We start from the raw sequence: 22,705 nt of genomic DNA on the forward strand, positions 1-22,705 counted from the left end.
GGCGCGGCGGACGCAGCGGGCGGTGCAGTGGTAGACCCGCTCGGCGCCGTCGGCGACGATGTTCTTGCGCGCGATGGCCATGGCAGCCTCCTGGAAGTGGACTTCACCCTTACTAACGTTTTCGCCGGGCAATATCCGAAGTTATTTTGCAAAACAGGTGAAAAAAATTGGGCGGGGCTCCGCGCTGACCCGGGAGAGGGGACCGGGCCGCGGGGCGCAAGACGCCGGGAAGCGCTGCGAGCAGGCCCGGCGGGAGGGTCGGGAAGGGGGACACTCACTTTTCCACTTCGCTTGAGTGTCCTGTTTCGACGCCTGGCTGGGCCTGCACCTGGCCCCGCCTCATGGTTGACAGGTTCCACGGGAAGGGTAGGGACCCGGGGTGAAGGGTGCATGCACAGGCGCACCTTCAGACCAGGTAAAAGAGGCGTTCTGCCGGAAAAAATGCGGATACCCTGCGTCCTGACGGTTCTCTCGTTTCGCCGCCTCTCTGCCTGGGGTTGCGGTTTGCGGGTGCTTTCCTGGCCTGCCCATCGTACAATCTAAGCTTGACGGGTTCGTAAAAAGTCGGAAAACGAACCCAAACAGTGTCGTAACCCCTTTGTCTGAGCCATCGCCCAGAGGGCGATGGTACTTTTTTCGAGGGCATCAAGCTTGTTTGAAGGAAGGTCGGCCGGAGAATGCCTGAAACCGGCGAGAGGGCGGGAGGGAGTCGGATGTACCTGGAGCGCCTGGAGACGTATGGATTCCGCAACTTGCGGGACGGGACGGTCGCTTTCGACCCGGGCATCAACCTGATCACCGGGCTGAACGGCCAAGGGAAGACCAACCTGATCGAGGCTGTTTACTGTGCATGCCTTTCCAAGTCCTTCCGGACGCGCCAGCTGGAGGAGTGTGCGGCGTATGGTTCCCGCGGGTTCCGGGTCCTGTGTTCTGTGCTCGGGGGAGTCCTTCTCGACCTGGTGGAAACACGGTTTTCCGACGGCGAGAAGCGGCTCCTGCTGAACGGGTCCGAGGCGGACGTAACCCGGATCATCGAGCGGGCCCCCGTGCTGTGCGTGACCGCCGAGCACTTCGGGATCGTCTCCGGGGGGCCCGACCCTCGCCGCAAGTTTTTCGACGGTCTCCTGGCCCTGTTCCAACCCGTCTATCTCACGGCCCTCGCACGTTACCGTCGGACCCTCCGACAGAAAAGCGCCGTTCTTCACCGGGGGAAGGTCCGAATGGAGGAACTGGAGACGTGGAACCGGGCGCTGCTGGACGGCGCGCAGGAACTCGTCGAGCGCCGCGCCGCTTTCATCGCGCAATTTTCGGCGGGAATCCCCACCGACCGTTTTTCCGGGGCCCCTCTCGCGGTGGTGTATCACCCGTCGTTGCCCCTGGAACTCCTGAGGGAACCCGAAGCCGCGGAGAAGCTTCTCCGGGAGCGGGCGCAGCGTGAAATCGAGAGCGGCCGGTGCCTGTACGGTCCCCACCTGGACCGCTACGAGATCACCCTCGACGGTCACCCGGTCCGAAAGTTCGGCTCCAGCGGCCAGAAGCGGTCCGTTCTCTTCACGTTCTACCTGAACGCCCTTCACCTGTTCATGCAGATCCGGGGCGCTTTCCCCATCGTCCTGGTGGACGACGCCGACATGGAACTCGACCGCTCCCGAATCCTCACCTTCGTGGAAGCCCTTTCGGAAGCCTCCCAGATCTTTCTCACCACATCGAAACCGGAACTTTTCGAGGGTGTTTTACACCCCCACCGCCGGCTGCGCGTCTGCGCCGGCGAGGTGAGCCCGGGGTGAGCCGTCCGAACCCGGAACCCCAACCGATACCGGCGCATGATCAATGGCGGATGCTCCCGCAAAAGGACCCTCGCCCGGTGCGACCGACACCGGGAAAATCCCCGTTGAACGCCCGGGAGTGAAATGGTAGGATAACCGCTTATTTTGAGCCGGGAGACCGCCATGGCTGATATTTACCCATTCCATGAAATCGAAAAAAAATGGCAGGCCAACTGGGACGCCCGCAGCGTGCACCGCTGCGACGAGCGTTCCGACCGGCCAAAGTACTACGTCCTGGAGATGCTCCCCTACCCGTCCGGACGTCTCCACATGGGGCACGTGCGCAACTACAGCATCGGCGACGCCGTGGCCCGTTACAAGCGAATGGCGGGGTACAACGTGCTGCACCCCATCGGGTGGGACGCCTTCGGCCTCCCGGCCGAGAATGCCGCCATCAAGCATGGCATCCACCCCGAGACGTGGACGCTGGAGAACATCGCCTTCATGAAGTCCCAGATGCGCAAGCTGGGCTTCAGCTACGACTGGGAACGGGAGTGCGCCACGTGCCTGCCCGACTACTACCGCTGGAACCAGTGGTTCTTCCTGAAGATGTACGAGAAGGGCCTGCTCTACCGGAAACACTCCACCGTCAACTGGTGCAACGCCTGCCAGACGGTCCTGGCCAACGAGCAGGTGGTGAACGGCGGGTGTTGGCGGGATGGGACCCCCATCGTCCAGAAGCGCCTGGACCAGTGGTTCATCGCCACGACCACCTACGCCGCCGAGCTGCTCGACGAGATCGACCGGCTGGAGCAGTGGCCGGAGCGCGTCCGGACCATGCAGCGGAACTGGATCGGCCGCTCCCGAGGGGCCAGCGTCCACTTCCCCGTCGACGGCTCCGGCGGGGCCATCGAGATCTTCACCACGCGCATCGACACCATCTACGGTGCCAACTCCGTGCTCCTGTCGGCGGAGCACCCGCTGGTGGAGACGCTCCTGGAGAACAACCCCGACCGGGAGGGCATCGAGGCCTTCCTGGACGAGATGCTGAGAAAGAGCAAGCAGGACCGCGCCTTCGCCGACACTACCAAGGAGGGCATCTTCCTGGGCCGCTACGCCGTCAACCCCTTCACGAGGGAGAAACTTCCCATCTGGGTGGCCAATTTCATCCTGATGGAGTACGGCACCGGCGCCATCATGTCGGTCCCCGCCCACGACGGGCGCGACCGGGAATTCGCCCTGAAGTACGACCTCCCCATCCGGCCCGTGATCCGCCCCGAGGGCGGCGAGCCGGTGGACGGGCTCTTCGAGGAGTACGGCGTCCTGTGCAACTCGGGCCCCTACGACGGCCTCGGCTGCGAGGAGGCCATGGACCGCATGGCCGCCGACGCCGAGGCGGGCGGCTTCGGAAAGGCCGCCGTCAGCTTCCGGCTGCGTGACTGGGGCGTCTCCCGGCAGCGCTACTGGGGGACACCCATTCCGATCGTCCACTGCGACGCCTGCGGGCTGCAACCGGTCCCCTTCGAGCAGCTCCCGGTGCTCCTCCCGCCCCTGGAACGTATCGACTACCACGGCGGCTCGCCCCTGGCCAACATCGAGACCTTCGTGAAAAGTGAGTGTCCCAAGTGCGGCGGCCCCGCCCGGCGCGATACCGACACCATGGACACCTTCGTGGACTCGTCCTGGTACTTCCTCCGCTACGCCGACGCCCGCATCGACACGGCGCCCGTGGACGTGGAGAAGGTCCGTTACTGGTTCCCCGTGGACATCTACATCGGCGGGATCGAGCACGCCGTCGGGCACCTCATCTATGCCCGCTTCTGGTGGAAGATGATGCGGGACCTCGGGCTCGTGGAGGGCGCCGAGCCCGTCAAGCGCCTCTTCACCCAGGGGATGGTCATCAAGGACGGCGCCAAGATGAGCAAGTCCCTGGGGAACCTGGTGGACCCCGACGAGTACGCCGAGCGCTACGGCGCCGACGCCTGCCGGCTCCTCATGCTCTTCGCCGCCCCGCCGGAGAAGGACCTGGAGTGGTCCGACCAGGGGATCGAGGGGTGCTTCCGCTTCCTCAACCGCGTCTGGCGGCTCTTCGAGAAGCACAAGGACGGGCTGCGGGTGAAAGTGGGTGTCCCCGATCGGGCGGCGCTGACGCCCCGCCAGACGAAGGCCCTGCGCAAGGTGCACGACACCGTCCGGCGCGTCACCGAGGACATCGACGAGCGGCTCCACTTCAACACCGCCATCGCCGCCTGCATGGAGCTGGTGAACGAACTCTACCTCTGGGACGCCGACGGGCTGACCGAGGCCGGCGACCCGGCCGTCTTCCGCTCGGCCTGCGAGACCGTGGCGCTGATCCTGGCGCCGCTGGTCCCCCACATCGCGGAGGAACTCTGGGCGCTGTGCGGCAACGCCGGCCCGGTCATCGACGTGCCATGGCCCGTGGCGGACCCCGCCTTCCTGGTGGAGGACGCTCTAGAGATCCCCGTCATGGTCAACGGCAAGCTGCGGGCCAAGGTGATGGTGCCCCCCGGCGCCGGCGAGGAGGTCATGCGCGCGGCCGCCCTGGCCTCGCCCCGCATCGCCGAGCTGCTGAAGACCGGCGCCCTGGCCAAGGCCGTCTGCGTCCCGGGGAAAGTGGTGAACCTGGTCATCCGGTGAGTGGCCACGAACTATTGAGTGACCACGAAATACACGGAATACACGAAAGAATACAACCACGAACCACACATACCACACGAACGGGGATCGGGGCATTCTGGAGTTGTCTTTCGCACAAGTCCGGAATTTCAACAGCGAGAAAGGCGCTCCGCCTATACATTACAGATCTTTCGCTTTGCTTTGTAAAAATAGGAAATACTTCGGGTCTTCATCTTCGAAGATATTCTTGCCCGCACCCATGTAGGCTCTTATCAGTTCGTCCGCAGCCCGGTCCAGGCTCCCCAGCTCAAACTGGCATTGTCCCAACCGAAGATGAATGAAAGAGTTGCCAATACCGCCGGGACAACACATGGCGTCGAGAAGAGCGTCCCGTCCTGCAGAATAATCTCCGTTCAGGAAATGGGAATCACCCACCGCCGACAGGATCCAAGTGGCGGCTTCCCATTCGATCCGTGGCTCTGGAAGCAGATCCCATGCGGCCCAGTAAACCTTGCAAGCCTCCGCGTACCGCTTGGATTCTGCAAGGGCATCACCGGCACGGCACAGATTTTCGAGTTCTGATGAAAAGTTTTCTGAAAGAAAGCTCATACGTGTCCAGTAAATCGGCAATTGCGGATCCAATCCTAGCATGGGACAATATAGGACATCCACTCTGAAATGGGGGCTACCCCTATGCATACCTTCTTCCTTTAGCTATAAACTCAGCAGGTTTCGAGGTATACTCCGCTTCCGGAACCGACCCGAGGGTTTCATGCGGGACGACGCAATCAGCCCGCCTGCAGCCCGAAGGGCGGCGAGTGGGGAGCCGGGTGCGAGCGGGACGCATACCCTTGTTGGTATCGCCACCTCTATACTTCTTCGTTCGTCTGGTTTGTGTGGTTCGTGGTTTTAAAAAGCCTATTCTTAGCGGTTGAGGTCGAAGGGGTTCTGGATCCGACCCGACGAATCGTGTTCTTCTTGAGCATCATCATCCCTCGACTCTGAAAACCTGTTCATGGGGTTAATGACTTCTTCTACGTTCGTGTATGTCGAGTATTTCGTGTTACCTTCTCCGTTTCACCCGGATTAGGATCCTTATCGATCGGCCCCGGAGGGTTGTCCAATGTCGCGCTGCTGTCGGATCTGTGGTCGCATCCGCGCCAACGAGCGTTTCGGCGGGAAGGGGGATCGCCGGTACATCTGCAAGGATTGCATGAAGACGCCCAAGGCGGAGCGGCAACGCATCCTCCAGCGGGCCGAGATCCTGGGGTACCTTTTTCGCCAGTCACGCATCTCGTCGTTAAACTTGAAGCGTCTGGATGTCCTCGCAGCTTCCGGCGACGCGGAGATCGCCCCCCTGGCCCAAGTGGTGCGGGAGGTGGGAGCGGTTCGGCCCGGCCGGCGCAAGCGGGTTCGATTCCTGTACTATGAAAGACGGGACCTGTTCGACCGCCTGGCCAGGCTGGGCGTCCTCGAGGAACACCGCGACTTGATGTCGGAAAGCGATTTCGACGAGTTTCCCGACTTCGGCGACCCCGACCCCTTCGATGACGGGGAGATCCTTCGCGATTACTACCTCGCGGCCGCCTTTCAGGACGACACGCCGGACTCCTCCAAGGCGCAGGGAGTCCCCCTGTTCGGCGACGAGGTGATTCTCCGCGAGTACTATGGGACCGCGCCACCCCCGGTGGAGTACCTCTACCCCCTGCGTATGAAGGCCGAACTCGAGTTCGCCTTCGATCCCGACGAGATTCCCTTCTAGACTCGGGTCTTCCCGCTTTGAGCGGTAGCCTGCGACACGAAGGTGGGGTAGAATAAACGTCGGGGTTTTCGGGATGAGGCGAGTCGTCCGACGACGAAAGCAGAAGACATGGCACAGAAGAAAAAAAACAGGGGACCGAAGATCGGGGACCGTATACCGGAGATGGCGCCCGGCCGGGTCACGGCGATCGGAAACAGCTCTTTCCCGTGCCTCCGTGACTTTGAGCATGACCGTCCGGAAGGTCTCTCACGGAGGCACGGCGACCCGTTGAAGGCGAGCTTTCATGCCCCTCGGCGGCAGGCCCGGTCAACCGGTTTCCTTTACGAGGGTTGTGCGCTTGCGAGATCAAGATCCGGATCGGCTCTCGCCAAGGCGCAACGCCGCCAAGCTTGATGCGGTCGCAAAAAGTCCTTTTCTCTCACAGAGGCACGGAGGCACAGAGAAATGCAAATCGTATTTAATAGAATCAACAATCCTTACGATTCTTCTCCGTGCCTCTGTGCCTCTGTGAGATCCGAATCCGGGCTTTTTGCGGAGCCGCCAAGCTTCGCAAAGCCGGAACCGGAAAAGGGGGATCCCTTTGCGAGGCTTTGCTTCCTGGCGTCTTTGCGAGAGACCTTTCTCGTCGATTCCGGACCAGGATCGGCACAAGCGGAGTGTTTCAGCCCTGGTAAATGCCTGGCGACGCAGTGGGTATTCCCTCCGTCCCCTCATCGGGTTTCCCTGCTCCGAAAGCGGTGGGAGACCACTGGCGATCTCAAGTCTTGCTCATTTTGCCAAAGACCCTACTTCGAAGGGACTACAGCCTATAGCCTACAGCCTATAGCCTGAATGCCTCCAAAGGAGCACGATGCCTTCAGCCGGCCCCAAGCTGTTTTTCATCGCCGGGGAGCCCAGCGGGGACGCCCGGGCGGCGGCCGTGCTGCGGGCGATCCGGGAACGGGCGCCGGGGGTGGAGGCCGTCGGGCTGGGCGGGCCGCGCCTGGCGGCGGCCGGCATGCGCCTGCTCCGGGACATGACCGTGGACATGGCCATCGTGGGCCTGGTGGAGGTCTTCAAGAAATCGCCCCAGATCGTGGCGGTCCGAAGTCTGGCCCGCCGGGCCCTGCGGGAGATGCGGCCCGACGCTCTCGTGCTGGTGGACTACCCCGGCTTCAACCTGGGCCTCATGGCTCCATACGCCCGAAAGCTCGGGATCCCCGTCGTCTACTACATCGTCCCCCAGTTCTGGGCTTGGCACCAGAGCCGGATTCACCGGCTCCGGCGCTTCTGCCGCACCGTCATTCCCATCTTCCCCTTCGAGGAGGCCCTCCTGAGGGAGGAGGGGATCGACGCCCGCTTCGTGGGCAACCCCCTCCTGGACGACCTCCGGGCGGACATCCCCCGGGAAACGGTCTGCCCGCGCTTCGGGCTGGACCCGACCCGGCCGGTGGTGGGCCTGCTCCCCGGAAGCCGCCGCCGCGAGGTGGCCAAACACCTGCCCCTGATGCTCCAGGCCGCCAAGCGAATCACGGACACTCACTCACTGCAGACCGAGCAGATCCAGGACACTCACTCGCTGCAGATCGAGGACACTCACTCTCGCCATACCCGGGACACCCTCTTGCCGAGCCCTTCCGCGAGCGCTCGCCCGCCCGTCCAGTGGGTTGTCGTCCGCGCGGCCACCATCCGGCGGGAATTCCTCGACGATCACCTGCGCAACGCGGAGGTCCCGGTGACGGTCCTCGACCCGCCGGGCGAGGGGGGCGTTTCCCCGGAAGAATTCTTCTCCATGCGCGCGGCCTTCGCCTTCGCCTGGGTGAAATCGGGGACGTCCACGCTGGAGACGGCCCTTCTGGGGACACCCTTCGTGGTGGTCTACAAGGTGAGCCCGCTGACGGCCTTCATCGGCCGGCGCGTCATGCGGGTGCCCTTCATGGGCATGCCCAACCTCGTGGCGGGAGAGGAAGTCGTGCCGGAACTGATCCAGGAGAACCTGACGGTGGACGGCCTGGCAAGGCACGCCCTGAGGATCCTGACCCACCCGGGGGAAGCCTTGGCCACCCGGGAGAGACTTCGGGCGGTGCGGGAACGGTTCGGTCCGCCGGGCTCCGCCGGCCGGGCCGCGGAGATCATCCTGGAAACGGCGGGGGAAGGCCGCTGACAGGCCTCCACCCTCGAACGGGGTGTGCGCCGGCAGGTGATTGGCCGGAGGACGGTGAACGGTGCATCGGGCGGCGGTCGATCCCAGGACGTCGCCTTGCATCCGCCCGACGGAGGCGGCCCGGCCTCCCGGACGGGACGGGCTAGCGTTTGCGGGGCGCTTGATTTGCGCGACGGCAGAGCCTCACCAGGAGCATCTCCATGTGGGTGTCGGCGTCGATGCGGATGCTCTTGAACTGCTCTTCCCACTTCCCCACCATGGCGAGGCGCGACCGGATCTCATCCAGGGAGTAGTTGAGCACGGCGGTCTTCAGCGGTCGGGCCTGGTAGGAGAGGATCTTCAGGCGGTTGAGGATTTCCGGCTCCGGGACCCCCTGCTCCGACAGGTCGACATAACCCAGGGCCTGCTGGTAGAACCGCCCGATCATGAGGAGCATCTTCAGGTGCGCTTCCCCCGTTTCCAGCAGGAAAGCCAGTTGGCCGAGGGCCCCTTCCGTGTCCCGTGCCGCCAGGGATTCCAGCAGTCTGAAGATGTTGGTGGTGTGGTGGCGTGACGCCGCGCGCTCGATGTCGGCCCGCCGTATCGGCCCCGTGTCGGCGGCCAGGTGAAGCTTTTCCAGTTCGTGCGCGATGGCGGTAAGATCCCCGTCCAGGCGGTTGGCCAGGACTTCCAGGGACGCCCGGTCGATGCGGTACTGCTGCTCGACGGCATACTTCTCCAAGAAGCGGATCAGGTTGTCTTCCGTCAGCCGCAGAAAGAGGTGGTGTTCGGGGAGGCCCAGGGCCAGCTTCAGGGTCTTCCGGTTCTGGTTGTCCTTGTGCTTGGGGTCGAACTCGGTGCCGTACTCGAGGACCAGGACTGTGCAGGCGGCGGGGTTCTTCAGGTAGTTCTCCAGGGCCTGCAACTCGTTCGACGGCCCCTTGTCCAGGGCTTCGACGTTTTTCAGGACCACGAGCCGCCGCCCCCCGAGGAACGGGAGGGTGCGGGCCTGGTCCAGCAGGCGGATGGTGGAGCTTTCGTCGGCGTAGGCCTTCTCGTAGTTGAAGGGGTCCTCGCCCTCGGGGAACATGGTTTTCCGGAGCTTCCGCAGCGCGCGCTGCTTGAGAAAGGCCTCCCCTCCGAGGAACGCGTAGACCGGCGCCACTTTCCCCCGCGAGAGGGCGTTTTCGAGGTCGGCGAGGTAGAGGGCGCGTCCGGGCACGGGGGGCTCCGATCAGAAGCTCTCGAGCACGTTCATCACGACGTCCTCTGAAACGCGGAGCGAGAGCCGCTCCAGGGCGGGGCTGTCCTCGGGGGCGAACTCCAGGCCCGTGTCCGGCAGGATGAAGGGTTCACGAACGATCACCCCCGGGTTCTCCAGGATCACCTTCCCGGTCCGGGCCTCCGTGAAGGTGACCCGGAGGGTCACCATGACTTCGAAAGCCGTCCCGGTCCCGCTGGCATCCACCCCGGTGGGGATGACCGTGAGGGACTCGATGCAGACCCGGAGGACCGCGTCCGCCCCCTCGGCCCGGGGGACCACGTGGACCGCGGATTTGCGGGCGAGCGCCCGGCGGAGGTCCGGGGTCAGGAGACGTTCCAGGTTGAACCGGGTGGTCTTGTTCTCGACGGGGGGCACGCCGATGCTCCGGATGTTTTCCGGCAGGTTCCCGTACCGGCCCGAGACCTTGTAGCAGGCCGTGGCGGCCAGCAGGACCGCGGTCAGGGCGGCGACGGAGAGGATGCCTCGAACCCCCGTCCCCAACGGTTCGGTGGATCGGCGGGGGGCTTGAGTTGCGAAGGATTCCAGGTTATGTTCCATCGGCCTCATGATCCATGCTCCTGCGCTGTGCTTGCCGTTTCAACGGCGGTACCGGATCGTTTCCGAAAATAGCATTCTACCCCAGGGACGGCACCTCCGCAACCCATCAAACGACCGTGCCTTGATGCGACAAATATCGGGAGGATCTTTCACGGCACGGAGGAGACGCAACCGGGGCCGCGTGTTTTCCTCGGGAAATTCCCCTCGAACGGCTCCCGGCCGCCGTCTCGATCAATCGTCCCCGAGATCTCGCGCGGTTTGGCAACGATTTTTCCTTGCGGGTACTACTACAACCCGGAGCCTGCCGCCTGATACCGGCTCCCCTGCCGGGTGCCGCGCCGGCGAAACTCGGCCTCCAGGCGGACGATGATCTCCTCCTTGCGCAGATGCCAGGCGGGCGCCGCCACCCACTTCCGCGGCTGGTCTCCCTGGAGGCGGTGGATCACCATCTCCGGCGGCAGGCACTCGAGACCGTCCGCCAACCGCCGGACGAACGTTTCAGGATCGAGGGGCTCGAACCCGCCGTCCAAAAACTCCGTCTCGAGGGGAGTCCCCCGGATGACCTGCAGGTGGTGCACTTTCACACCGTGCAGCGGCAGCCCCGACAGGAAACGGAAGGTGGCCTCGTTCTCGGCGGCACCCTCGCCGGGGAGACCGACGATGACGTGCGCCACGCTCCGGACCTCCGGCAGGGCTGCCAGGCAACGAACGGCCCGGGCGAAGTCCTCCCGGGTGTGGCCGCGGTTGATCCGGCGGAGGGTTTCGTCGGAGGCGCTCTGGAGGCCGATATCCACGAAGATCACCCTTTCCGGGCCCGCCATGGCCAGCATCCGTTGCACCGGGTCGGTGATGTCCCCGGGACGGGCGCTCAGGGCCACGGCCACCGTCTCGGGGTCCTCGAGGGCGGTCCGCAGCCAGGCCCGAACCTCCGGTTCCGGCGCGGCCAGGGCGCTTCCCCGCTGGAAGTAGACGACGAAGCGGTCCACTTTCCCGTACTTGCGGCGAAGGGCCGCTTTCCCCAGCGCGATCTGCCGGGAAAGGTCCGGCGGCACAACCGAGAGCTGGCCGGGGAGGATGGTCTCCTCCCGGCAGAAGGTGCAACCGCCCGCGGCAACGCGGTGCGGGCAGGGGACCCCGGTGTCGACGAGAATCTTCCAGACCTTGCCCCCGAAGGTCTGGCGAAAGTAGGCGTTGACGTCGTACCAGAGGGGTTCCTCGATCATGGGGACCCAACCGGGAAAGGACGAAAGGACCAAAAGGACCAAAAGGACCAAAGGGACCCCAAAGGCCCGAAGGACGACGTTAAACGTGCAAACTGCGCCTCCGGCATCGGCAACGCCGGTTTGATAGCCTGCCGAATCATCACTCGGCGCGTCATGCCCAACGTCTCCTTCTCCGCACCTTGCCGCCTTTCCCCCACCTCTCGCCTTTCCCCCACCTGAGCACTTTTCCCGCACCCCGCTGTCGTTTAAGTCCTTTTGGTCCTTTAGGTCCCTTTGTCCTTTCCCTCGATATATTTCCCCAGGTTGTGCCGTTCGAGCCGGGCCCCGGGGAAGAACTCCAGCAGCCGCCGCGCCAGGCCCGCCAGGAAGCGGAAGAGAAGCTCGTCCCGCTCCACCTCCCGAACCGGCGAGACCCGGAGCACCGACCGGCCGGCCTTGAGCCGGAGTTCCACGTAGAACAGGGCATCGTGCCCCTCCCGGACCATGACCCCCTCCAGGAGGAGCCCCGTCCCCGCGACGGGGGTCCACACCTCCGTCACCTTGTAAAGGGTCCCCGCCTCCGTCCAGGAGAAGGGCTTGAAAGCGAGGGCCCAGGCGGCGAGGTCCAGGGCGCGGTCGAAGACGGCGTGGGGCATGGCGTTCATCCTCCCGGGGACTTGCGCGCGCAGGGCCTCGACGGCGGCGACGTGCCGGTCGTCGAAGGACGCCTCGCGGCGGTAATGGAAATAGTGGATTGGCTTCCCCTGCTGCCGGAAAAGCCGCTCGAACCGGGTCTCGGGATGCCCCGGGAGACGGTCCGCCCAGGGCGCGGGGGCGTTGAGGTTGACCACGCCGCCCACCGCGGACAGGCTCTCGTGGATGAAGTCCTTGTAGTCCGCGGAGTCGGTCCCCGCCACCAGTTCCCCGCCCGGCGTCACGTGGTAGAAGAGCAGTTCGAGGAAGTGGGGCCCCAGGAGGCGGTTCTTCTGCTGGCGCTTCTTGTGCCAGGGGTCGGGGAAGTGGATGTAGACCCGGGACAGCTCCCGGTGGGCGAAGAGGCGGGGGATCAGGTGGAAGGCGTCGCCGAAGACGGCCCGCACGTTGGCCAGCCCCCGCTTTTCCGCCCGGCGCACGAAATGCTCCACCCGCTTGCCGTCGTACTCGATCCCCACGAAGTCGGTCTCGGGGCGCCGGGAGGCCTCGTCGCAGAGGAAGGGGTCCCAGCCGAAGCCGATCTCCAGCTCGAGGGGGGCGTGCCGGCCGAAAACGCCCACCCAGCCGCCGGCGTCGCGAAAACCGTTGACGGTGACCGCCAGGGGGCTCAGGGGGGGCGGACGTCGAAGGGAATCGTCCGGCTCGCTCAGGAGCGAGGACAGGGAGACTTGACGGTTTGCCGTTGGGGACCCTCCGGCGGACGTTGGCATGCTCATGGGTCTACCGCTCCGGGAACGCAAGAGTGTCCCCCATTTGATGGGTGTCCAGAGGCTGTGGGAATCCATGAGTGTCCCCTGTTTCCGGGATCGCCGATCGGCTCGGCGGACAGTGGCGCCTTCCGGAGTGTCCCGCTCCGAAAGAAATGAGTGTCCGGTGATCGTCTTCCTGTATCTTCTTCATTTTCTGCATTTTCTGCGGTCCTCTGTCTTCCGCGGTCCGCACCTCAGATCCGGCGCCCCCGGCGGCGCCCACCCCGTCCCGGCCCCCGGTCCGGGTCGGATTCCGGCAGGGGGATGGCCATCGCCTCGTTCTCCAGGGCCTCCATCAGCACCTTCCGGAGGTCCCGGATGCGGTCCCGGAAACCGGCCGCCTTCTCGAACTCCAGGCGGCCCGACGCCTCCTTCATGCGCTTCTCCAGCTCGGCGATCTCGGCGGCCACCTCCTCCGCCGAGCGGAACCCCTCGGCCGGCCCGAGCGCGGCGGTCAGGTCCACGTAGTCGGCGTTGCAGATCCGCACCAGTTCCTCGTTGAGGGGCTTGACGACGCTCTCGGGGGTGATGCCGTGCTCCCGGTTGAAAGCCTCCTGCAGGGAGCGCCTCCGGTAGGTCTCCTCCACGGCCAGGTTCATGGACTCCGTGACCTCGTCGGCGTAGAGGATGGCGGTGCCGTTGACGTGCCGCGCCGCCCGGCCCATGGTCTGGATCAGGGAGGAGCGGGAGCGCAGGAAGCCCTCCTTGTCGGCGTCCAGGATGGCCACCAGTGAGACCTCGGGCAGGTCCAGCCCCTCCCGGAGGAGGTTGATGCCCACCAGCACGTCGAAGACGCCGGCCCGAAGGTCCCGGAGGATGCGGATCCGCTCCAGGGACTCCACGTCCGAGTGGAGCCAGGCCACCCTCAGCCCCAGCTCGCGGAAGTAGTCCGCCAGGTCCTCGGCCATCTTCTTGGTGAGGGTGGTCACCAGGACCCGCTCGCCCCGGTCGGCCCGGCGGCGGATCTCGGCGTAGAGGTCGTCCATCTGCCCCTTCGTCGGCCGCACCTCCACCGCGGGGTCGAGCAGCCCCGTGGGGCGGACAAGCTGCTCGGCCACGCGGCTCTCTGACAGCTCGATCTCGTAGCGGGCGGGGGTGGCCGAGACGTAGATCACCTGGTTGATCCGCGCGCGGAACTCGTCGAAGTTCAGCGGGCGGTTGTCGAGGGCCGACGGCAGCCGGAAGCCGTGCTCCACCAGCGTGGTCTTGCGGGAGCGGTCGCCGTTGAACATGCCCCGCACCTGGGGGAGGGTGACGTGGGACTCGTCCACGAAGACCAGGTGGTCTTTGGGTAGGTAGTCCAGCAGGGTGGGAGGGGGCTCGCCCGGCCGTCGTCCCGTCAGGTGCCGGGAGTAGTTCTCGATCCCCCGGCAGTAGCCCAGCTCCTTGATCATCTCCAGGTCGAAGAGGGTCCGCTCGTGGATCCGCTGGTGCTCGAGGAACTTGCTCTCGGCCTGGAAGCGGGCCTCCGCCTCCTTCAGCTCCGCCTTGATGGAGGCCACCGCCGCGTCCCAGCGGGAGCGGGGGATGACGTAGTGGGACTTGGGGTAGACCGGCAGGCGTTCGTGGCGGGAGAGGACGGCGCCCGTCAGGGGGTCGGCGAGGCACAGGTCCTCGATCTCGTCGCCGAAGAAGGACACCCGCACCATCCCCTCTCCATAGGGGGGGAAGATGTCCACGGTGTCGCCCCGGGCGCGGAAGTTCCCCACCCCCGGGGCGAAGTCGTTGCGGGCGTACTGCAGCTCCACCAGGCGGTGGAGGAACTCGTGGCGGTCGAGGGTCTGCCCCGTCTCCAGGAACAGGACCATGCCGAAGTAGGCCTCGGGGGAGCCCAGGCCGTAGATGCAGCTGACGCTGGCCACGATGATGCAGTCGCGTCGCTCGAAGAGGCTGCGGGTGGCCGAGTGGCGGAGGCGGTCGATCTCCTCGTTGATCTGGACGTCCTTCTCGATGTAGGTGTCCGAAGCAGGGATGTAGGCCTCGGGCTGGTAGTAGTCGTAGTAGGAGATGAAGTACTCCACGGCGTTGTCGGGGAAGAAGGAGCGGAACTCGTGGTAGAGCTGGGCCGCCAGGGTTTTGTTGTGGGCAAGCACCAGGGCCGGCCGGCCCGTGGCCGCGATGATGCGGGCCATGCTGTAGGTCTTGCCGCTTCCCGTCACGCCCAGGAGGACCTGGTGGGGGACGCCCGCGGCGAGGTTGTCCGCGAGGGTCCGGACGGCCCTGGCCTGGTCGCCCCGGGGGACGAAGTCCGAGGCCAGCCGGAAAGGCCGGCTGCGCCCCAGGGCCCCGCCGTAGGCGATCCCCTGGTAGCTCAGCGCCTTGAGGCCGTGTTCGTCGGTGTCGGGGTGTTCGTTCATCGCCGCGCTCCTGCCAGGCGCGCATTAAACCACACCCCCGTCTCTCGTGCAAGGGACTCTCCGGAGGGGTGCGCGCCAGCGACACCGTTCTCGGGAGCGGCTTAGGTGGAAGCTGTCAATTCCGCCTCACGCAAAGACACGAAGTCGCCAAGCCTCGCAAAGCAGCCCTAACAGGGATGTTCAATGCCAGAGAAGACAGGACACTCACCCTTCGGGATGAGTGAGTGTCCTGTTTTCTCCGAAGGGGGCGACCGGCGGCCCCGCACTGTGGCCCGCTCAGGGGCGGGGTCGCTTTCCGACCTTTTCCAGGGTGGCCGGGAAGCCCGGGTCGGCGGCCTGGCGGACCAGGTCCTTCACGGCAAACTTGCCGTCGAGGGCGCGGAACATGGCCCCGTAGACGGGATAGGAAAGGACCTTCTCCCGGTCGCGCCCGACGTACGCCATGAACTGCGCCCAGTCCAGGGGTTTGTCCTGGCCCGCTGCCGGTTCGAATTGGCCTGCGCAGCAGATCGCCAGGCCCTCGAAGAACCAGCGCGGGCCCATGGCGTCCTCCGAGCCCGTTCGCTCGCGGACGATCCGGGCGTGGGCGGCGTGGGCCAGCTCGTGGGCGGCCAGGCGACGGTACTCCGCGGGGTTCCAGGGCCATTCGGGGTAGAGGTCCCGGTAGATCTTCTCGTAGCGGGGGGCGGAGACCAGGAAGAGGGTCTTCCCCTGCACGGTGCCGGCGAAGGTGTCCGGGACGGAGGATTCGGGCACGCCGAAGCGTCTCGACAGCTCCCGTCGCATGACCACGGGGTCGTCGTGGACGATGACGGTGTCCAGCAGGTCGCCGGGCGCCTCCTTGAACCCGTTCGCGGCGAACCAGCGGATGACTTGGTCGAGGGCGCCGGCGACGGTTTCCCGGTACTCCGTCCGCCAGTCCTCCAGGGTCGTCGGGAGCACGAGGGTAAAATCCCCCTGTTGACCTTTCGCCTCCGGCCGCTCTGCCCCGGCAGAGAACGCCACTCCCCCCGGCAGGATGAGAGCCCCTGACAGGATGAGTCCGAACCACGTGATTTTCATGCCCATGGTACCCTCCCTCAGCAAATCATTAGATACGTAAAGCTTGGAGAAATAGTTCCCGCGGGTGCACCGGTCCGGTCCCGGCTTAGCGGCCGCCGAAGGACAGAATATGCTCCCATTCCGTGGAGAAACGGCGGAGACTGAGGCGGCCCAGAGCCATGGCTGCCGTCGAGAAAAGGACACCCCTTGCCTGGTCGCCGAAGGTTGACGGCCTCGTAAAAAGTCGGAAATCGAACGGAAAAGTGGATGAAAGACCTTTGTTTGAAACATCGCCCGGAGGGCGATGGTACTTTTTACGGAACCGTCAAGGTTGACCTATACTGACGTTTCGGGCCCGCTTCGGAGCCAGGAGATGCCGGGCCATCTGATGCGGGTCAACCCCGTCGGCGGGGCGGACCGACCCCGGCTGTGGGGGGCGGCCATTTTCCGGAGGTGAGCATGCCTTATCCCGAAGCGGTATTCAAATGCCGGATGTTCCGCCCGATCGAGGGCCTGTTGCGCGAGCGGTGGGCGGACCTGCTCGCCGGCCTCGAGGGCGCGCTGGAGGAGGAGGTCCACGCGGCCGTGATCGCCGGCGAGGTGCTGGGCGCCCTGGCAGGCACGCCGGCCATCTTCGTGAAGCAGGTCCGTGACGTGGGCATCTGCTGGGAACACTATGCCTTCCGGGTCGAGGCGGCCGGCATGGCGTATTGCCGGGAATGGGCGGAGCAACTGGGCGAGAGCGGGCAGTGCTGCGAGCGGACGCTCGATGCCTGGGGTTGGGAAGGGCTGCCCTCCGGCATCATCCTCTCCGTGAAGAGCGATGGCGACCTCTCCCCCACCTGGACGGTCCACCTCGGCGGGGTTCCTCCGGAAGTGGAAACACGCGTCGAGAAGGTCCTCCGGCAACGGTTCCGGTCGGTCCGGCGATGAAACCTCTCGAGCGCCACGCCCCCCAAAGACGCAAAAATCTCATTGACAGACAAAGATATCTGCCCGTTGGGGAAGGGTGGGTGTCCTGTGTTTACTTGTAAAGGGGATCACTGTGGTTCGGGGTCCGGCAAGGCCGGTATGGCCGGCCGGGTCAGCCAGGACAGGATGGCGGGCACGACGTCGGCGAGCGACGTGGCGCCGTGCGTCACGGCGTGGGCGCCGGGCCCCCAGGCGATGAGGGGGACCGGGTTGAGGGTGTGGGGCTTGACGGAGAGGTCCTCGATGTTGCCGTGGTCGCTGGTGAGAAGCACGGTCAGGCGGTCGAGGTCCGCGTGCTCCAGGACCGACTCGAGGAACCGGTCCAGCAGGTCGATGACGTGGCCGGCGAAGGCGGGGTCCCCGGCGTGGCCCGCGAAGTCGGTGATGAAGTACTCGTAGAGCAGGAAATCCTGAAAGGCGGCCATCCCGGCCAGGACCATGCCGGCTTCCTCCGGGCGGCGCATCGGGATGTCGTAGCCCCGCATCTGGAGGTGGAGGTTGGTGAAGTCCTGGTAGACGGCCCGCCCGTCCCGCAGTTCCTGCAGGCTGCGCAGGGGCCGGCCGGCGGCCAGCGTGGACCAGGTGGTCACCGAGAGGCGCTCCTCCTCCAGGGCGGGGAAGAACTCGGGGGTGAAGGCGTTGGCGAAGTTCGCCAGGAGGCCGCAACGGGCCAGCTGGACGAACACGCTTTCCGCTGCGATGAGCTGCCGGAGGCGGCGGTTGGGGAAGCCGTTCAGGTGCCTGCCCAGGAGTTCCGCGGCGTTCACCCCCGTCAGGAGGGTGGTCTGGCCGGTCCCGCTCTGGGGGATGCCGGGCACGCCCAGGGTGGCGTCCAGCCGGGTGGCGACGAAGTGATCCACGTCGAAGGGGCCCCATCGGCGCAGCTTGTCCAGCAGGGAGAGCACGCGAAGACCCGGGCGGGCCACGGGGTTGGCGGGGCCATCCGGGCCGATGCCCAGGCCGTCCACGAAGACCATCAAAACGGGTTGGCGCGTCGAATCCATGGTATCCTTCCACCAGTCGCCCGCGAGGGTGACCCGACAACTTAATCTCTTCGATGCGGCGATGCAAGCAAAGAATGAAGAATGAAAACCGGGGGTCGACGGGGAAGGCGGACGCGCCCGGCGACCCGAAACAGGCTTCACCTTCCAGTGCTCGCGCGCCTGACCTGCGGACTGCGGTGCAGGGGGGGCGGGCGGGTGATGGCGTCGAGCCGTTGCTCCGTGCCCTGGAAACGGTGCGGGACCGGTGCCCCGAAGGTTTCGTCGAGGACGCCGACCCGGTCCGTTTCCCCCGGCGGTTCGGCGGGAAGGCGGACGCCGAGGCCGCCGGGTGGTTCGCCGCCCTGCTGGCCTACGGCCGCCGGGACCTGTTCCTGGGCATCCTGGAGCGGTTCTTCGCCCTCCTGCCGACGGACCTGGCGGACGGCCTGCGCCGCTTCGACCCGGCCCGGGACGCTCGACGGTTCTTCCCCCTGCGTTACCGTTTCAACACCGGCGCCGACCTGGCCCTGGCGGCGGCCGTGCTGGGCCGGGTCCTCCGGGGGCACGAGGACCTGGAGGCGTATTTCGGAAGCTTCAAGGCCGGCGGGGCGGGCGACGTCTCGGAAGCGCTGCGCGGGATGCTCCGGGACCTGCGGGCCCGCCTGGATAGCCTGGCCGGACACCCGGCCTTCCGCGGGCGGACGGGGACCCCCCTTTTCCTGTTCCCGGACCCCGACGGCGCCAGTTCCCTCAAGCGGCCCTTCCTCTTCCTGCGGTGGATGGTCCGGCGGGAAGCGCCCGACCTGGGACTGTGGACCGGGATCGACCCCGGCCGCCTGGTGATGCCCCTGGACGTGCACGTCTTCCGCCTTGCCCGTCGCCTGGGCCTCACCCACCGGTCCTCCCCGGGGCTCCCGGCCGCCCGGGAAGTCACCGCCGCCTTCCGCCGGCTCTGCCCGGAGGACCCGCTGCGCTGGGACTTCGCCCTCAGTTGGTGGGGCACCACCCGCTGCGGCGGCGGTGAGGGCCCGTGCGACCCGTCCGTCCGGACGACCTGCCCGCTGGCGGCCATGTGCAGGCTATAGGCTGTAGGCTGTAGTCCCTACGAAGTAAGATCTTTGGCAAAATGAGCACGATTTGAGATCATCGGTGGGCTCCCACCGCTTTCAGAGCGGGGAAACCCGGTGCGGGGACGGAGGAGGGAATCCCGGCCGCGTCGTCCGGCATGCCCCGGGGCTAAAATGCCCCACTGGTGCTGATCCGGTTCCGGAATCGACGTATCCGGTCTCTCGCAAGGACGCCAGGACCCAAAGCCTCGCAAAGGAATCCCCCTTTTCCGGTTCCGGCTTTGCGAGGCTTGGCGTCTTTGCGCCTGGCCAACAGCCTACTTCTTCCCGTCCGTCTCGATCGTGCCTTTCCCCTTCTGATCCCGGGACCCGAGATCGCACGACTGGGACATTCAGGTGGGGACCCCGAGCTTGGGCAGGATCCACTTCTGCAGGGCGAACCAGGCGAACACGATGAGCAGCACCACCAGGATGTCTTTCATATACCCTCGCATGAACTTCTTGATCATGACTTGCCTTCCTCCGTGATCGTGCGAACGTCCCTTCGATGCCGTCGTGCAGTCGGGGATTCGGAGAGGGCCCTGACGATCCCGTCCGGGCAGGGGGCGCAGGCCGTCACCGGGAACCCGGTTTCGCGCTCGAGATCGTCGAGGGTCCGGTTGTCGAGGAAGCGCCCGTCGGCGTTGAGGCAGGAGGACGGGACGCCCAGGAACTCCCCCGCATCGACGCCCCGGGCGGCGGCCAGGAGGTCGCTTCCCGAAAGGAGCCCGGCCACCGTCACCCGGCCGCCCAGGAAGCGGTTGGGCACTTCCAGCACCCCCAGCGCCGCCCCGTGGAAGCGGTTGAAACGCTCGAGGCACTCCCGCAGGAGGGGTGCGAAGGAGGCCCCGGTGGCGAACAGGGCCCGGCGGCCGGCGAAGGCCTTCCGGCGGCGGCGGAGCAGCTCACCGAAGCCGTCGAGGAAGTCCCGGGCCATGCCGATGCCGTTCTCCAGCTGGGGGAAGCCTTCGTAGGCTTCCACCGGCGGGAGGGGCGCCCCCGCCTGGAGGTAGAACTCGTCGGCGGCCCAGACGAACCGGCTCCCGAACCGGTCCCGGCACGCCGCCTGCAAACGGTCGATCCGATCCAGGGTCTCGCGGCAGAAGGCGGGGTCGGGGGACGTCAGCGCCGGGAGCCTTTCCCGGTGCGCCGTGAGGCCCAGCGGCACCACGCCCACGGAGACCACGGCCGGTCGGCTCGCGGCGAGGTCTTCCACGGTCCGCTCCAGGACGTCGCCGTCGTTGATCCCCGGGCAGAGGACCACCTGGGTGTGGAGGGTGACCCCGTTCGCGACCAGGAAGCGGAAGTGCTCGTCGAAGCGGTCCGTGCCGCGGGGGACCGTCAACCGCCGGCGGACGTCGGGGTCGGTGGCGTGGACCGATACGTAGAGCGGCGAGAGCTTCTGGTCGACGATCCGCCGGAGGTCGCGGCCCGACACGTTGCTGAGGGTGACGAAGTTGCCGTAGAGGAAGGAGTGGCGGAAGTCCTCGTCCTTGATGCGGAGGGTGCGGCGGACGCCCTTGGGGAGCTGGTCCACGAAGCAGAAGACGCAGCGGTTGCGGCAGGTCCGGGGGGGGATCTCCGCCCAGCGGACGCCGAGGGGCTCGCCGTCGCCCAGCTCGAACTCCACGTCCCACAGCTCGCCGTCGGGCTTGCGGACCCGCAGGGTGTTCTCCTCGAACTCCGCGTAGTGGAACTGGTAATCGAGGTAGTCCTCCAGGGGTTCGCCGTTGAGGGCGAGGCAGACGTCCCCCGGCCCCAGGCCCATCTCCGCCGCGGGCGAACCCGGTTCCACCGCCTCGATCCTCAGCCCTTCCCGCCTTGCCATCCCGCCTCCCCCGAACAGCATCCACCGATATTAAACCACGAAATACACGAAATTTGATCCCACATCTGCAGGTCCAGCCGCATCGATCCGCGCTGTGAACTCACGATTGCCTCGGAAATCGATCACGGTTTTTCATGGGCGCGATACTGCATTCTCGTCCGGATTCCTTTCGTGCAGTTCGTGTATTTTGTATATTTCGTGGTTATGTTCCGGCTTTCCCGGGTGGCGTTCGTGGGTTCTTGTGTTCCGCTTACATACCCTGTTCCATCTCCGCGGTGAATGCCCGGAAGACCCCCAGCGCCTCCGTCACGCGGTGGGCGTGCTGTTCCGCCTTTCCGCGGATCCGGCGCTTGAGCCCCGGTTCCGGCGGGGGGAGCAGGGCGAAGCTCATGTTGGTGGGCTGGTAACGGTCCGGCTCCGCGTGGGTCCAGAAGTGCTGCAGGCTCCCCAGCGCCGTTTCCCGGGGGAACAGGAGCGGCGGGAGGCCCCGGAGGCGTCGGTGGACCTGGAGCGCCGCCAATAGACCGGTGGCGACGGCTTCAACGTACCCTTCCAGGCCCATGAGCTGCCCGGCGAGGAAGACCCCCGGGCAGGCCTTCATCTCCAGGGACGCGTCCAGCACCCGCGGGGCGTTGACGAAGGTGTTGCGGTGCATCTTCCCCAGTCGAAGGAAGCGGGCGTTCGCCAGGCCCGGGATCATCCGGAACACCCGCTCCTGCTCCCCGTAGCGGAGGTTGGTCTGGAAACCCACCAGGTTGTAGGCCTCCGCCAGGGCGTTCTCCTTCCGGAGTTGCAGAACAGCCCAGGGGCGGCGCCCCGTGCGGGGGTCGTCCAGGCCCACCGGCTTGAGGGGTCCGAAGCGGAGGGTGTCGGGGCCCCGCCGGGCCAGTTCCTCCACCGGCAGGCACCCCTCGAAGAAGCGGGGTTCCTCGAAGGCGTGGAGCGGGTGCTGCTCCGCCGCGAGCAGGGCTTCGAGGAAGCGTTCGTAGGCCTCCCGATCGAAGGGGCAGTTGAGGTAGTCGTCGCCGCCCCTCCCGTAGCGGGAGGACTCCCAGGCCACGCCGAAGTCGATGGAGTCCCTCGCCACGATGGGGCTGACGGCGTCGTGGAAGTAGAGGTGGCCCGCCCCGGCGGCCCGGGACAGGGCGCCGGCCAGGGCGTCGGAGGCCAGGGGGCCGGCGGCCACGATGACGGGGCGGTCGGGGCCGACGTCCTCCGCCGCCTCGCGCCGGACCTCGACGAGCGGGTGGCCCTCGAGGGCTTCGGTGACCCGCCGGGCGAAGCGCTCCCGGTCCACCGCCAGGGCGTGGCCGGCCGGGACGCGGGTTTCGTCGGCGGAGAGCATCACCAGGCTGCCCAGTGTGCGCAGTTCCTCCTTGAGCAGGAAGACGGCGGACGCCGGCGCCTCGGACTTGAGGGAGTTGGAGCAGACCAACTCGGCGAGGTCCCCGGTTCGGTGGGCGGGGGTCATCGTGCCGGGGCGCATTTCCAGGAGCCGGACGGGCACGCCCCGCCGGGCGAGCTGCCAGGCGGCCTCGCTCCCCGCCAAACCGCCTCCGATCACCGTCACCGTCGTCGTTCCGGACATGCCCGTCCTCCCATCCCCCAAACCGATAACCCGGAAAAGAAACCACGAAATACACG

Annotated in this window: 16 protein-coding genes; 6 read left to right on the forward strand and 10 right to left on the reverse strand. The window is 66.2% G+C overall.

Annotated features, from left to right (window positions below):
* The first annotated feature begins 713 nt into the window (after positions 1 to 713).
* The gene (locus KA419_12605) at positions 714 to 1,787 is read left to right on the forward strand and encodes a DNA replication/repair protein RecF (protein ID MBP7866778.1); all 1,074 of its coding nucleotides are present in this window, start codon (positions 714 to 716) and stop codon (positions 1,785 to 1,787) included.
* 162 nt (positions 1,788 to 1,949) lie between these two features.
* Complete coding sequence (locus KA419_12610) at positions 1,950 to 4,424, forward strand: leucine--tRNA ligase (GenBank protein MBP7866779.1); 2,475 nt, start codon at positions 1,950 to 1,952, stop codon at positions 4,422 to 4,424.
* Between the two features lie 159 nt (positions 4,425 to 4,583).
* Here the strand turns inward: KA419_12610 and KA419_12615 are convergent, their stop codons facing one another.
* Positions 4,584 to 5,012, reverse strand: a complete 429-nt coding sequence (locus KA419_12615; GenBank protein ID MBP7866780.1) for a tetratricopeptide repeat protein — start codon at positions 5,010 to 5,012, stop codon at positions 4,584 to 4,586.
* A gap of 514 nt (positions 5,013 to 5,526) precedes the next feature.
* Here KA419_12615 and KA419_12620 point away from each other — a divergent pair.
* Both KA419_12620 and KA419_12625 read left to right on the forward strand, forming a co-directional pair.
* Positions 5,527 to 6,165: a hypothetical protein gene (locus KA419_12620; GenBank protein ID MBP7866781.1), complete on the forward strand. Its 639-nt coding sequence runs from the start codon at positions 5,527 to 5,529 to the stop codon at positions 6,163 to 6,165.
* An 850-nt stretch (positions 6,166 to 7,015) separates the two neighbouring features.
* A complete protein-coding gene (locus KA419_12625) occupies positions 7,016 to 8,308 on the forward strand; it encodes a hypothetical protein (protein ID MBP7866782.1) in 1,293 nt (430 codons plus the stop codon).
* 142 nt (positions 8,309 to 8,450) lie between these two features.
* Here KA419_12625 and holA read toward each other — a convergent pair whose 3' ends face one another.
* The 6 genes from holA to KA419_12655 all read right to left on the reverse strand — a co-directional run bounded on the left by holA (position 8,451) and on the right by KA419_12655 (position 16,199).
* Positions 8,451 to 9,509: a DNA polymerase III subunit delta gene (holA, locus tag KA419_12630; protein ID MBP7866783.1), complete on the reverse strand. Its 1,059-nt coding sequence runs from the start codon at positions 9,507 to 9,509 to the stop codon at positions 8,451 to 8,453.
* Between the two features lie 12 nt (positions 9,510 to 9,521).
* Positions 9,522 to 10,118 carry an LptE family protein gene (locus tag KA419_12635; GenBank protein MBP7866784.1) on the reverse strand — a complete coding sequence of 199 codons (597 nt, stop codon included), beginning with the start codon at positions 10,116 to 10,118 and terminating at the stop codon, positions 9,522 to 9,524.
* A gap of 278 nt (positions 10,119 to 10,396) precedes the next feature.
* Positions 10,397 to 11,332: a TIGR01212 family radical SAM protein gene (locus KA419_12640; protein ID MBP7866785.1), complete on the reverse strand. Its 936-nt coding sequence runs from the start codon at positions 11,330 to 11,332 to the stop codon at positions 10,397 to 10,399.
* 263 nt (positions 11,333 to 11,595) lie between these two features.
* The gene (gene trmB / locus KA419_12645) at positions 11,596 to 12,741 is read right to left on the reverse strand and encodes a tRNA (guanosine(46)-N7)-methyltransferase TrmB (GenBank protein ID MBP7866786.1); all 1,146 of its coding nucleotides are present in this window, start codon (positions 12,739 to 12,741) and stop codon (positions 11,596 to 11,598) included.
* Positions 12,742 to 12,968: 227 nt separating this feature from the next.
* Positions 12,969 to 15,131 carry an excinuclease ABC subunit UvrB gene (uvrB, locus tag KA419_12650; protein MBP7866787.1) on the reverse strand — a complete coding sequence of 721 codons (2,163 nt, stop codon included), beginning with the start codon at positions 15,129 to 15,131 and terminating at the stop codon, positions 12,969 to 12,971.
* A 276-nt stretch (positions 15,132 to 15,407) separates the two neighbouring features.
* Positions 15,408 to 16,199, reverse strand: coding sequence for a hypothetical protein (locus KA419_12655; protein ID MBP7866788.1), 792 nt, complete (start codon positions 16,197 to 16,199; stop codon positions 15,408 to 15,410).
* A gap of 432 nt (positions 16,200 to 16,631) precedes the next feature.
* Between KA419_12655 and KA419_12660 the strand changes: the two genes are divergently transcribed.
* Positions 16,632 to 17,105 (forward strand): hypothetical protein, encoded by a 474-nt coding sequence (locus KA419_12660; protein MBP7866789.1) that lies wholly within the window; start codon positions 16,632 to 16,634, stop codon positions 17,103 to 17,105.
* 107 nt (positions 17,106 to 17,212) lie between these two features.
* Here the strand turns inward: KA419_12660 and KA419_12665 are convergent, their stop codons facing one another.
* On the reverse strand, positions 17,213 to 18,148 hold the full coding sequence (locus KA419_12665; GenBank protein MBP7866790.1) for a peptidase: 936 nt from the start codon (positions 18,146 to 18,148) through the stop codon (positions 17,213 to 17,215).
* A 74-nt stretch (positions 18,149 to 18,222) separates the two neighbouring features.
* On the opposite strand from KA419_12665, the gene KA419_12670 reads away from it, so the two are divergent.
* A complete protein-coding gene (locus tag KA419_12670) occupies positions 18,223 to 19,212 on the forward strand; it encodes a TIGR02757 family protein (protein ID MBP7866791.1) in 990 nt (329 codons plus the stop codon).
* 487 nt (positions 19,213 to 19,699) lie between these two features.
* Here the strand turns inward: KA419_12670 and KA419_12675 are convergent, their stop codons facing one another.
* Entirely contained in the window at positions 19,700 to 21,061 is a 1,362-nt protein-coding gene (locus tag KA419_12675; protein ID MBP7866792.1) for a DUF512 domain-containing protein, read from the reverse strand.
* 250 nt (positions 21,062 to 21,311) lie between these two features.
* Positions 21,312 to 22,649 carry a methylenetetrahydrofolate--tRNA-(uracil(54)-C(5))-methyltransferase (FADH(2)-oxidizing) TrmFO gene (gene trmFO / locus KA419_12680; GenBank protein MBP7866793.1) on the reverse strand — a complete coding sequence of 446 codons (1,338 nt, stop codon included), beginning with the start codon at positions 22,647 to 22,649 and terminating at the stop codon, positions 21,312 to 21,314.
* Positions 22,650 to 22,705 lie beyond the last annotated feature (56 nt).

It is taken from the genome of Acidobacteriota bacterium (genome assembly GCA_018001935.1).
Taxonomy (GTDB): Bacteria; Acidobacteriota; JAAYUB01; order JAAYUB01; family JAAYUB01; genus JAGNHB01.